The sequence below is a fragment of the Microbispora bryophytorum genome, assembly GCF_006874465.1.
Lineage (GTDB): Bacteria > Actinomycetota > Actinomycetes > Streptosporangiales > Streptosporangiaceae > Microbispora > Microbispora bryophytorum.
Window position 1 is genome coordinate 509,936 of sequence record NZ_VIRL01000002.1, and the last position, 12,196, is coordinate 522,131.

Annotated in this window: 8 protein-coding genes; 5 read left to right on the forward strand and 3 right to left on the reverse strand. The window is 73.5% G+C overall.

Features of this window, described 5'->3' with window-relative positions; translation table 11 throughout:
- Nucleotides 1-51: 51 nt before the first annotated feature.
- From FLX07_RS06695 to FLX07_RS06705, 3 genes are all read right to left on the reverse strand, one after another.
- Nucleotides 52-2,487: a transglutaminase TgpA family protein gene (locus FLX07_RS06695; protein WP_142568595.1), complete on the reverse strand. Its 2,436-nt coding sequence runs from the start codon at nt 2,485-2,487 to the stop codon at nt 52-54.
- A 33-nt stretch (nt 2,488-2,520) separates the two neighbouring features.
- Nucleotides 2,521-3,777, reverse strand: coding sequence for a DUF58 domain-containing protein (locus FLX07_RS06700; protein WP_142568597.1), 1,257 nt, complete (start codon nt 3,775-3,777; stop codon nt 2,521-2,523).
- Between the two features lie 63 nt (nt 3,778-3,840).
- Nucleotides 3,841-4,821, reverse strand: coding sequence for an AAA family ATPase (locus tag FLX07_RS06705; protein ID WP_142568599.1), 981 nt, complete (start codon nt 4,819-4,821; stop codon nt 3,841-3,843).
- Nucleotides 4,822-5,310: 489 nt separating this feature from the next.
- Between FLX07_RS06705 and mraZ the strand changes: the two genes are divergently transcribed.
- The 5 genes from mraZ to FLX07_RS06730 all read left to right on the forward strand — a co-directional run bounded on the left by mraZ (nt 5,311) and on the right by FLX07_RS06730 (nt 12,172).
- On the forward strand, nt 5,311-5,742 hold the full coding sequence (mraZ, locus tag FLX07_RS06710) for a division/cell wall cluster transcriptional repressor MraZ (RefSeq protein WP_079318531.1): 432 nt from the start codon (nt 5,311-5,313) through the stop codon (nt 5,740-5,742).
- A 212-nt stretch (nt 5,743-5,954) separates the two neighbouring features.
- On the forward strand, nt 5,955-6,947 hold the full coding sequence (gene rsmH / locus FLX07_RS06715) for a 16S rRNA (cytosine(1402)-N(4))-methyltransferase RsmH (RefSeq protein ID WP_142568601.1): 993 nt from the start codon (nt 5,955-5,957) through the stop codon (nt 6,945-6,947).
- The gene (ftsL, locus tag FLX07_RS06720; RefSeq protein WP_142568603.1) at nt 6,944-7,723 is read left to right on the forward strand and encodes a cell division protein FtsL; all 780 of its coding nucleotides are present in this window, start codon (nt 6,944-6,946) and stop codon (nt 7,721-7,723) included. Before rsmH ends, ftsL begins: the two co-directional genes overlap by 4 nt.
- A gap of 1,070 nt (nt 7,724-8,793) precedes the next feature.
- Nucleotides 8,794-10,524, forward strand: coding sequence for a peptidoglycan D,D-transpeptidase FtsI family protein (locus FLX07_RS36905; RefSeq protein ID WP_229689642.1), 1,731 nt, complete (start codon nt 8,794-8,796; stop codon nt 10,522-10,524).
- A 79-nt stretch (nt 10,525-10,603) separates the two neighbouring features.
- Nucleotides 10,604-12,172 (forward strand): UDP-N-acetylmuramoyl-L-alanyl-D-glutamate--2,6-diaminopimelate ligase, encoded by a 1,569-nt coding sequence (locus FLX07_RS06730; RefSeq protein WP_142568954.1) that lies wholly within the window; start codon nt 10,604-10,606, stop codon nt 12,170-12,172.
- The last annotated feature ends 24 nt before the right edge of the window (nt 12,173-12,196 follow it).

Genomic DNA, 12,196 nt, shown 5'->3' on the forward strand with positions numbered 1-12,196 from the left:
GTGGGCCCGTGTCGCGGGCCCACCGATTCGTCTGCGGCGGGAGCCGGCCGATCAGCGGCGGGAGCCGGTCAGGGTCCGCTCCCTCGCGGACTCCCCGGCCTCGGCCCGCGCGCCGCCGGGGCGTCGCGGCGTAGCGGCCGCCCGCGTCGCGCCCGGCCGCCGCAGGCGCAGTCCCTCCAGCCGGTCGAACACGTCGAGCGCGCCCTCGCCGGCCGCGCGCACCCGCAGCAGGACGGACATCGGGGCGAGCACGGCCCCCAGGCGCCGCCACCGTGAGGCCCGCGACGCCAGATCGCGCCTGATCCGGCTTAGGTCCGCGGCGACGGGCCCAGACGCCGAAGGCGTGGGAGCGTACCTGAGCCGCTCCTCGGACGTGACGACGCGGGTGAGCGACTCGGCGGCCTGTGGTCCGAGCGCGTAGCGCTCGCCGATCCGGCGGCCGAGCGCACGCGGCGTCTCGCTCGGCTCCCCGGCCATTCCCAGGTCCGTGAGCATGTCACGCAGTTCGGCCCAGGCCGCGTGACCTCCGGCCGCCGTCCGCGTCATCCGGCGAAGGCGCCGGCGGCGCACCACGAGCCGCGCGGCGGCCGGCAGCAACAGCAGCGCGAGCGCGGCGGCGACGCCGATACCGATCTTGACGGCCGTGGGCGTGCCGGAGTCGGCCGCGATGGCCGTGCCGTCGAGGTCGCGGTCGAGCTGGCGCGGGTTCGGCCGGGCCGGCCCGGCGCTCTGGCCGCTGTCGTCCTTCTCGTCCGCCGACGGACCGTCGGACGGGCCCGTCGTGGGACCGTCGGTCGGCGTGACCGGCAGCGAGTACAGCGGCACCCGGGCCGTGCCCTGCCCGCCGGCCCCGGCGGGGGTTGGCTCGAACCGCAGCCAGCCGATCCCGTCGAAGAACAGCTCCGGCCACGCGTGGGCGTCGTGGGTGCGCACCGTCCACACGTTGTCGATCTTGGTGCCGCCCGTGTAACCGATCGACACCCGCGCCGGGATGTTGAGCAGACGCGCCATCACGGCCATCGCCCCGGCGAACTGCTCGCAGTAGCCGGTGCGGTCGCGCAGCAGGAAGCGGGACAGCGCCTGCGCGCCCGAACCGGACGCGCGCACGTCGTAGGTGAACCGGTCGCCCCGGGTGAACCACTCCTGCAGCTCGACCGCGGCCTCGTACGGCGTGGCGGCGTCGGCGGTGACCCGGCGCGCGAGGTCGGCCACCCGGGGGTCGAGCCCGTCGGGCAGCTGCAGATAGCGGTCGCTTTCCGGGAGGGTCACCGCCGTGCGCAACTCGGTCATGGTGGGCTCGGGCTCTTCGGTCACCACCCGATAATCCAGCCCGGACGCCTCGTCCTCGGTGGAGAAGACCATGAGCGAGGACCGGTCCGCGCGCCAGTCGCCGTCCGCCTCGACCTGCCGGGCCGGGTACGGCAGCGGCAGGAAGTTGAGCTTGTCGAGGTCGTCGCTCATCGTGACCCGCATCTCGGCGCGCTTCACCGTTATCCCGGGACGGAGCCCGGGGACGGGCGGCAGCGGCCCCTCCGACACGCGGTCCTCCGAGAGCCCCCGCAGCGGGGACAGCGTCCACTTCGCCCCGTCGAAGATGTCGAGAGAGTAGATCCGCAGATAGCGCGGCACGTCGTCGCTGCTGGTGTAGGTGAGCACGGTCGCGTTGCGCTGCTGCCTGAGCTGGCCGCCGAGCTTGGCGATGGCGTCGGGGATGCCGATGTTGCCGCCGCCTCCTCCGAGGCCGTTGCCGACGCCGAAGCCGAACAGCGGATCGGGGGAGAGCGCCGGCAGCACCGCGGGCACCAGGACCGCCAGGGCGATCGCCGTCACGCCGATGCGCTTGCCGGACAGGGCGAGCCGCTCGGTGTCGGGGGCGGCGCCGCGCGCGGAGCCGGAGGAACGGCGCACCACGACGGCCCGGCCCCAGCCGCTCAGGCGCTCCCGCCCGTCGGTCACGAGCAGGCCGATGTAGCCGAAGGCCGCGACGACGAACGCGATCCACCCGATCGGCTCCGTGAGCACCGCCGCGGGCACGGTGAACAGGGCGAGCAGCGGCAGCCCGGCCAGCGCCGCCCGGCGCAGCCGCACCGCGAAGACGTCCACGAACAGGGCGATCAGCGCCACGCCCGCCGTGGTGAGCAGCGTGATGCCGGGATCGTCCGGCACGGGGGCGGCATAGCGCTGGATGTCGTCGAACCCGGAGCCGATCAGCTCGGCCAGCAGGGCGAGGGAGTCCTTGGTGGGGACGATCCGCAGCCACGCCTCGTCGGGAGTGAAGATGAGCGTCAGGTAGAGCAGGACCGCGACCGGCGTCACGGTGGGCGCCACCCACGGACGGGCGCCCAGGTGGGAGGCGAGCGCCCCGGCCGCGGTGGTGACGAGGATCGCCCCCAAGCAGGACCAGAACCAGGTGCCGCCCTCGAAGAGGGGGTAGAGCGTGACCGTGACGGCCGCCGTGGCCAACCCCGCCGCAACCGGCAGTTTCATTGCTTCATCCTCCGTCACGCCGGAGCGGCCGGCTCAGGCCGCGCTCCTCTTGTTTCCGGCCTCCGGCCACACGCCGGCGAGCGAGGCGCCGGCGGGCAGGCCGAGCACCCGCCACCCGGCGCCGGTCAGGACCGAGCGCGCGGCCCGCGCGCCGTCGTCCGCGACGGCGTCCCAGGAGGCCCCGTTCCCGGAAGCCCGGTCCCAGGACGCGAGGTCGAGCAGGACCGCGACCGCGGTCACGCCCGGACGCCTGAGCTGGGCGAGCGCCTGGGCCTCCTCCAGGTCGAGCGCCCCGAGGACCGCGATGATCAGCCCGTCCCCGCCGCCCTGGCGCAGCGCGGCGACGCCGTGCTCCAGCGAGCGCGCCGTGCTCTGCCGGATGACGGCGAGCGTGTCGAGCAGCGACCACGACTGACCGCTGTCCACCACGTGCCGCGCGCCCTGGTCGGTGACCAGGCGCAGGGCGAGCCCCTCCGCGGACAGGTGCACGCCGATGGACGCGGCGGCCGAGACCGCGACCTCGAACGACGAGCGCGGCCCCTCACCCCGGTGGGCGTGCCTGCGGGTGTCGAGCAGCAGCGCGCCCCGGCTCTGCAACTCCTGTTCCTCGCGCCGCACCATCAGCTCGCCGCGCCGCGCGGTCGAGCGCCAGTGGACCCGGCGCAGGTCGTCGCCCTGGCGATACTCGCGGGGCGCCACGTCGTCGTCGCCCGCCGCCGCGACCGACCGCGTACGACTGTCGCCGCCGCCGCTGTGCTCGCCCGACAGGCGCACCGGCGGCAGCGGCACCACCTCGGGGGTGACCACCAGAGTGTCGGTGACGGTGAACGAGCGGGTGAGCTCGACCAGCCCGAACGGGTCGGCGATCCGCACCGAGAGCGGCCCGACCGGGAAGCGTCCCCGCAGGTCCGAGCTCACCTTGTAGTCGATCTCCCGGACGCCGCGCGACTCCATCCGGTCGAGGACGAACCTCGGCCGCGTGCCCAGCGCGTACTGCAGGGTGTCCTCCACCAGCAGCAGCCCGGTGGGCAGCCGGGTGACGTTCTCCAGCCGCAGGGTGACCGTGCTCTCCTCGCCGGCCTGCACCCGGGCCGGGCCGAGCCGCCGGGTGGAGGCCAGACGGTATCGCGTGCGCGTCACGACCATCGACGCGATCAACGGCATCGCGATGATCAGCACGGCCACGCGCAGCAGGTCGTGCTCCCCGAGGACGAGGGCGCACAGCAGGGCCGCCACGCCGGAGGCGAGGAACGAGCGTCCTCGCGGGGTCAGAGCCTTCAGCCCGGTCATGGGCCCTCCGTCACTTGCTCACTGTCACATCGCCGGGCGTGCGCCCGGATCCACTCGCGTCCGCTAATTGGCGTCGGGGACGGGGACGCGCCGCACCAGCTCGCCGACGAGCTGTTCCGGGTGGCGGCGCTGACCCTGCGCCTCCAGGCTCGGCAGCAGGCGGTGCGCCAGCACGGGGACGGCCAGTTCCTGCAGGTCGTCCGGGATCACGTAGTCGCGGCCGGACAGCGCGGCGTGCGCCCGCGCGGCTCGCACCAGATGAAGGGTGGCCCGCGGGGAGGCGCCGAGCCGCAGGTCGGGGGAGTGCCGGGTGGCGGCCACCATGTCGACGGCGTAGCGCTTGACCGGCTGGGAGACGTAGACGGCGCGGACGGCCTGGATCAGCGCGGCCACGTCGGCCGTGGTCGCGACCGGCTCCATCTTGTCCAGCGGCTGGGAGGCGCCGTGCACGTCGAGCATCTCCAACTCGGCGGCCGGCTCCGGATACCCCATCGCGATCTTGGCGGTGAAGCGGTCGCGCTGCGCCTCGGGGAGGGGATAGGTGCCCTCCATCTCGATCGGGTTCTGCGTCGCGATGACCATGAAGGGCGACTCCAGGACGTAGGTCACGCCGTCGACCGTGACCTGGTGCTCCTCCATGCACTCCAGGAGGGCGGACTGCGTCTTGGGGGAGGCGCGGTTGATCTCGTCTCCGACGACGATGTTGGCGAAGACCGGTCCGGGCTTGAACTCGAACTCCCGCGTCTGCTGGTTGTACGCGCTGACTCCGGTGATGTCGCTCGGCAGCAGGTCGGGGGTGAACTGGACGCGCTTGACCGGGCAGTCGAGCGAGCGCGCCAGGGCCTTGGCGAGCATCGTCTTGCCCACGCCGGGCACGTCCTCGATCAGCAGGTGGCCCTCCGCCAGGAGCACGGTGAGAGTAAGGCGGACGACGTCGCTCTTGCCCTCGATCACTGATTCGATCGAGTTGCGGATCCGGTGGGCGGTGTCGATCAGATCCTCGAGCCGGGCTGAAGCATCGGTGACGTCGGGAGTTACTGCCACCAGGCCTCCATGAGGGTGCGTCCCCGAGAATGGGGTGCTAAACGTTCCTTTTCCATTCTGCGTACTGACCTTATGTCCCCTCTGGTTCTAGGGCGACTTTGTCCGGAAATCCGGGTGAACTGCCCACAGTGTTGTGGTGTCTCTTCACAGTCGCGTGGCGCGTTCGTCCGAATCCCGTGACACATGAAGCCGCGGCGCCCCCGGCGCACTCCACTTCCCCCCACCGCTTTCCTCCACCTGGCTCCGCCCGCCGCCGGGAACCCCGTACGCGCCGGGGTTTCCGGCGAGCCGACACGCCCGTGCGCGGGCCGGGGGGCCCGTGGCGCCCCACTCCGGCCCACCCCATTTCACCTGCGAAAACGCCGCCGATTTTGAATGCGGACACACTCAGAATCAGTTGACGGTGGGGAGAAGTGGAGTATGGTGGTGCGCAGTGGAGGGCAGGGGCTATAGCGCTGAGCGCTCCGCAAGGCACAGGAGGTGGGTCCGGTGTTCCTCGGCACCCACCACCCGCGCCTCGACGACAAAGGACGGCTGTTCCTGCCGGCGAAGTATCGCGAGGAGCTGGCGGAGGGTCTGGTGATCACCAAAGGCCAGGAGCGCTGCCTCTACGTCTTCCCCGTAGAGGAGTTCCAGCGCATCACCGAGGCCCTGCGTACCGCTCCCGTGACGGCGAAGGCGGTCCGCGACTACAGCCGTGTCTTCTTCGCCAGCGCGTCCGACGAGGTGCCGGACAAGCAGGGGCGCATCACGATTCCCCAGACGCTGCGGCGGTACGCCGGGCTGGAACGTGACTGCGTCGTGATCGGCGCCAACACGCGGCTGGAGATCTGGGACGCCCAGGCATGGGACACCTACCTGGAGGCCCAGGAGCAGGCATTCTCCGATCTGTCGGAGGAGGTGCTGCCCGGGATTCTGTAGAACGGTCCTTTTCTGATCAATTGACCCGTCGGTGACGTTCGGCGAGGTCTCCACCCGCTCCCGTGTGACAGCTGATGCACCTTCCCCGGTGTCAGACGCCACGGCCGGTGACGCGGATGGGGACCTGGCCGGACGGGTCGGTTCCCCGGGAACCGGCATGGGTGGGGGTCCGTTGGGTAGTCACCGGCGGCACAGCCGCGAATCCGCGAGTAATGCGGCATAAATGGGGGTTGGAAGCGTTGTCGTACGAGCCCGGTCAGCCGGGTGGTCACGTTCCGGTCATGCTCGATCGCGTGCTGGAGTTGCTCGCTCCGGCGTTGTCCGGACCGGAGCCGGTGGCCGTGGACGCCAACCTCGGTCTCGGCGGGCACGCCGAGGCGCTTCTGGCGGCCCACCCCTCTCTCCATCTCATCGGCATCGACCGCGACCCCACCGCCATCGAGCGTTCCACCGCCCGGCTCGCGCCGTACGCGGACCGGATCACCCTGGTGCGCGCGGTCTCCGACGAACTGGCCGACGTGCTCCGTGACGCCGGACGGCCCCGCGTGGACGCCGCGCTGTTCGACCTCGGCGTGTCCTCCCCTCAGCTCGACGAGGCCGAGCGCGGCTTCGCCTATTCCTACGACGCCCCCCTCGACATGCGGATGGACCGCGAGCAGGAGCTGACCGCCGAGCGTGTGGTGAACACCTACTCGGCCGCGGACCTCATCCGCATCCTGCGCGTCTACGGCGAGGAGCGCTTCGCGTCACGCGTCGCGAACCTCATCGTCAAGGAGCGCGCCAAGGACCCCATCACCAGCACGAAACGGCTTGCCGATCTGGTACGCGCGGCGATACCCGCCGCCACGAGGCGGACCGGGGGCAACCCGGCGAAGAGAACGTTCCAGGCGCTGCGCATCGAGGTGAACGGAGAGCTGTCGGCGCTCGAGCTCGCGCTCCCCGCCGCGCTCGACGCGCTGGCGCTGGGCGGGCGCGTGGTCGTGCTCGCCTACCACTCCCTGGAGGACCGGCTCACCAAGCAGGTCCTCGTGGCGCGAACCAGGGACACCGGCCCTCCCGGGCTGCCGATCCCTCTGGAGGCTCACCAGCCCCGGTTCCGCCTTCTGACGAGGGGAGCGGAGCTCCCGGACGACGAAGAGGTGGCCCGCAACCCGCGGGCGGCCTCGGCCCGCTTGCGGGCGGCAGAGAGGATCCGCGAGGGATGAGGACAGAGCAGGAGAGCAGGAGGGCGGCCGGGCGCACGGCCGCGCCGCCCCGCACGCCGGACCGGACCGCCGCGCCGGCAGGCGAGGCCGTCGCCGCTCCGGACAAGCGCCGCGTCCGCCCCGGCGCGCCCACGGCAGCCGACGCCCGCACGCGCGAGGCCGTCCCGGCTCCCCGCGGCGCGGAGGGCCGTCGCCGCGAGGCGGCCCCGGCTTCCCGGCCCGGTGGCGTGGACGGCCGGCTCCGCCGTGAGGCCGCCCCCGCGACTTCCGGTACGGCCGCTTCCATTACGGCCGGATCCCGCACGGCCGGATCTCGCACGGTCGCCCGTCCCGCGCCGTCCCGTGAGGCCAGGGGCCTCACCGAGGTCGCGCCCGCTCCTTCGCGGCGCGCCGGACACGGCGGCCCGGAAACCCGGCCGGCGGCGACCCCACGTGCCACAATGGCGCGGCGGGCGTTCCGGCGGCCGCCACGTGCGCCCTTCGTGCTGCTCGTCGTGGGCCTCATGTGCGGTGGCCTGGTGACCCTCCTGCTGCTGAACGTGGTCCTCTCACAGGATTCGTTCAGGCTGAGCGACCTGCAGTCGAGCATCGACGAGCTGCACGAGCAGGCCGCGGAGCAGGAGAACCAGCTCCGCCAGTGGACGCAGCCGGGCCCGCTGGGCGATCAGGCCGCGGCGCAGGGCCTCGAGCGCGACAAGTCCGCGCCGCAGTTCATCGACGCCGGCGGCGGTGAGGCGGCGCAGGAGCAGGCCCAGAAGGAGGGCACGGACCGGTGAGAGACAGCGGCCGGAACCCGGGTCCCGGCCGCGGGGGTCCCAGCGGGCGAGGCGGTGGCCAGGGCCCGGGCGGTGACAGGAGGAGCCCCGGCTCCCCGGGGCGGCCGTCCCGTCAGGACGGGCCGTCGAGGCCGGGCCGTCCCGGCCGGCCTGCCGACCCCGGACGCGACGACGCGACGGGCGGGCCGACCGGCGGCATGACAGGCGGGCCGGCGGGCGGCAGGACAGGCGGCACGGCACGGCGCGGCAGGACCGGTGGATCCCCGGAAGGCGGATCCCCGGAAGGCGGAGGCAAGCAGGGCGGCGGCCGTGCGGACGGTGCGCGCGACGCCGCGGGCGAGCGCGACGACTCCCGCAATGGCCGCACCGGCGAGTCGTCCGGGAGGCGCCGGGCCGCGCCGGGCGGATCCGTCCCGCCCTCTCGCGCGCCGCGAAGTGGCGAGCCCGGCGTGCCCGGCGGCGGCCCGCGCCGCGCCGGCGCGCAGCATCCGGCCCCGGGTGAGGGGCGTCCGCGTGGCGCGGGACCCGGGCAGCCGCGGGCGGGTGCGCCGGAGAGCTCCGGCCGTCCGCGTGGCGGCGCGCCGGGTCACGGCGCTCGGGGAGCCGCGTCCGGCGCTCCCGGCCGCCCACGCCCCGCGACCGCCGGCGATCCGCGTCCCGGCGCCTCGGGGAAGCCCGGTGCCTCCGGGAAGTCCGGTGCTCCCAGAAAGCCCGGCGCCTCCGGGAAGTCGAGTGCCTCCGGGAAGCCCGGTGTTCCCGGAAAGCCCGGTGCTCCCGGAAAGTCCGGCACCCCAGGGAAGTCCGGCGCTCCCGGCAGACCCGGTGTCACGGGAACGTCGGGGACGTCCGGAGACGGCGCTTCGGCGAAGGCGGGGGCCCCGGGCAGGACCGGCGCTGCGCGACCGTCCGCGCCGGGAGCGCCCGGCGGGACAGGCGGGGCCGGAGCGGGCCGTCCCCGCCCCGGTGGCGCCCCGCCGCGCCCCCAGCGTCCGCAGGGACCCCAGCGTTCTGCGGCACCGCCACGTCCTCCGCGCCCTCCGGGTCCTCCGGGTCCGCCACGTCCGCCCGCCGTGCTCCGGCTGGGCAACCCCGCCCGGCGGCTGAGGGCGGCGCTGGTGGTGATGGCGATCGTGCTGTCGCTGTTCGCCGGCCGGCTGGTCCAGCTCCAGGGCTTCGACTCCAAGGTCCTCCAGGCGAGGGCCGCCGAGCAGCGCGTGCGGCCCGAGACGCTACCGGCGCGGCGCGGCTCGATCACCGACGCCGGGGGACACGACCTCGCGGTGACGGTCGAGGCCAGGGAGATATACGTCGACCCCAAGGACGTCGACCCGGACAAGCGCGACCTGGTCGCCACCACGCTGGCGCGTGAGCTGAACAAGCCCAAGGAGGAGATCGCCGCCGCGCTGGCCAAGACCACCCAGCGGTACATCCCGCTGGCCCGCGACATCGAGCCGCCGCGGGCCAAGCGGATCATGGGCTTCGAGCTCAAGGGCGTGGGCATGAAGGAGACCTACCGCCGCCTCTATCCCGGGGGTTCGCTCGCGGGCGGCCTGCTCGGCTTCGTCGGCGTCGACGGCAGGGGCCTGGAGGGCCTGGAGAGCGCCTACGACGACATCCTGGCGGGCAAGGACGGCAAGCAGAGCGTGGAGCTCGGCGCGAACCGGCAGCGCATCCCGATGACGCGCAGCCAGCGCGAGGCGCCGGTGCCCGGGCGGAACGTGCGCCTCACCCTCGACAGGGACATCCAGTGGGCCGCGGAGCAGGCGCTGGACCGGCAGGTCCGGGCGACGGGTGCGCGCAGCGGCAGCGTGATCGTCATGGACGTGCGGACCGGGCAGATCTACGCCATGGCGAACGCGCCTCAGGCCAACCTCAACGACTGGCAGTCGGCCCCGGCCGACGACCGCGCCAACCGCGCGGCGTCCGAGGTGTTCGAGCCGGGCAGCACCAACAAGGTGATCACGGCCGCGGCGGCGATGGAGGCGGGCGTCGTCACCCCCGACACCGTGCTCCGCGTGCCCGACCACATCCAGTGCGCCGACCAGCAGCTCAAGGACGCCCACCCGCACAAGCCCGAGCCGCTGACGTTCACCGGGATCCTCGCCGAGTCGAGCAACGTCGGCACGATCATGGTATCCGACAAGATCTCCAGTCAGCAGCTTTACGACATGTTCCGGTCCTTCGGATTCGGCGCGCGCATCGGGTCGGGGATCCCCGGCGAGCAGGCGGGCCTGCTGCCGCAATGGCAGACATGGTCGGGCAGCCAGCGCTGTACGATCGCCTACGGCCAGGGCATCTCGGTCACCGCGCTGCAGATGGCCAGCGTCTACCAGACGATCGCCAACGGCGGAGTGCGGATGACCCCCTCGATCGTGGCGGGCACCACCGACGAGCACGGCGCGTTCGTCCCCAGCCCCGCGGCCAAGGCCACGAGGGTGATCAGCCAGACCACCGCCGACAAGATCGCGCTGATGCTGGAGGCCGTGGTGGGCCACGAGGGCACGGGAGAGGAGGCCTCGATCGAGGGCTACCGCGTCGCGGGCAAGACCGGCACCGCCATGCGGTACGACGAGAAGTGCGCGGGATACTGCGGGTACACCGCCACGTTCGTCGGCTTCACCCCCGCGGACCAGCCCCGGTTGATGGCCCTGGCAGTGATACAGGATCCGAAGAAGGACCACTACGGCGGCTCCGTCGCCGCCCCGGTGTTCAAGGACGTCATGACTTTCGCGTTGAAGAGCAGGAAGATCCCGCCGACCGGCACGAAGGCGCCCGCGATGGTCCTTCGCCCCTCGGAGTGACGGCGGAGTGACCGGAGCAGGAGTGGCCGGGGCGAGCGGCGGAGAGGGGTACGCTCTCGCCGTGCGTTCCCCGTCGTCCATGCGTCCCGAGGCCGTCCAGGCTCGCCCGCTGTCCGCGCTGGCGTCCCTGCTCGGCACCTCGTCGGCCGTCCCGTCCCCCGGAGCGCGGGCGGTACGCGGCACCGTCACCGGCATCACCCTCGACTCGCGCCGGGTGCGGCGCGGCGACCTGTACGTGGCCGCGCCCGGCAAGGCCCGGCACGGCGCGGAGTTCGCCGCCGACGCCCTGGCGTCGGGCGCGACGGCGATCCTGACCGACGCCGACGGCCGCGACCAGGCCGTCGCCACCGGGCTGCCGGTGCTCGTCGTGCCCGACCCGAGGGCGGTGCTCGGACAGGTCGCCGCCTGGGTGTACGGCAGGCCGGCGGCCGGCATCACGCTCATCGGCGTCACCGGCACCAGCGGCAAGTCCACCTCGACGTTCCTGCTGGAGGCGGGCCTGCGTGCGGCGGGCCGCCGTACCGGCCTGGTCGGCGGCGTGGAGATCCGCGCGGGCGACGCGCGGTTCACCCCCGAGCTCACCACTCCGGAGGCGACCGACCTGCAGGGGCTGTTCGCGCTGATGCGCGAGCGGGGCGTGAGCGCGGCGGCGATGGAGGTCTCCAGCCACGCCCTGGCGCTCGGCCGCGTGGACGGCCTGTTCTACGACGTGTCGATCTTCACCAACCTCTCGCAGGACCACCTGGACTTCCACCGCGACCTGGACGACTACTTCGCGGCCAAGGCCCGGCTGTTCACCCCCGAGTTCAGCCGGGTGGGCGTGGTGAACATCGACGACGCCCACGGACGGGAGCTGGCCGCCACGGCCAAGATCCCGATCACGACGTTCTCCGCCGCGGGGGCGCCGGAGGCCGACTGGCGCGCCGAGAACGTGCGCCTCGGCTCCGCCGGCAGCACGTTCCGCCTGGTCGGTCCCGGCGGGGTCGAGGCCGAGGTGTCGGTGGCCCTGCCCGGCCCGTTCAACGTGGACAACACGCTCGGCGCGCTGGTGGCGCTGGTGGAGGCCGGGGTCCCGCTACAGGCCGCGGTGACCGGCGTGAGCGAGTTCGGCGGCGTGCCGGGCCGGATGGAGCGGGTGCCGGGCGCGGACGACGTCCAGGTGATCGTGGACTACGCGCACAAGCCGGGCGCGGTGGAGTCGGTCCTGCGCTCGCTGCGCGCCGTGCTGGACGACGGGCCGGGAGGCCGCCTGGTGATCGTGCTGGGCTGCGGCGGCGACCGCGACCGCGGCAAGCGCCCGATGATGGGCGAGGCCGCCGTCCGTCTCGCCGACCTGGCCGTGTTCACCAGCGACAATCCCCGTACGGAGGATCCGCTCGCGATCCTCGCCGCGATGCTGGAGGGCGCACTGCGGGTACCCATCAAGGAACGGGCCCACGTGGTCGTGGAGCCGGACCGGGCGGACGCCATCCGCCTGGCCGTCGGCGGTGCGGTGCCCGGAGATGTGGTAGTTGTGGCCGGCAAGGGACACGAGCAGGGGCAGTATGTCGGGGCCGAGGTCATTCCCTTCGACGACCGTGAGGTGGCCGCCGCCGCCGTCGCCGAGCGGAGCCGGGCGCGGCGGGCGGCGCGAGACGCCGATGCGTGAGCCGATGCCGGGCCGTGCCCCGGC

Coding starts and splice junctions, on each gene's coding strand:
- rsmH (WP_142568601.1), top strand. CDS start 5,955: ATGCGGCATAAATGGGGGTTGGAAGCGTTGTCGTACGAGCCCGGTCAG.
- FLX07_RS06700 (WP_142568597.1), bottom strand. CDS start 3,777: ATGACCGGGCTGAAGGCTCTGACCCCGCGAGGACGCTCGTTCCTCGCC.
- ftsL (WP_142568603.1), top strand. CDS start 6,944: ATGAGGACAGAGCAGGAGAGCAGGAGGGCGGCCGGGCGCACGGCCGCG.
- FLX07_RS06695 (WP_142568595.1), bottom strand. CDS start 2,487: ATGAAACTGCCGGTTGCGGCGGGGTTGGCCACGGCGGCCGTCACGGTC.
- FLX07_RS06730 (WP_142568954.1), top strand. CDS start 10,604: ATGCGTCCCGAGGCCGTCCAGGCTCGCCCGCTGTCCGCGCTGGCGTCC.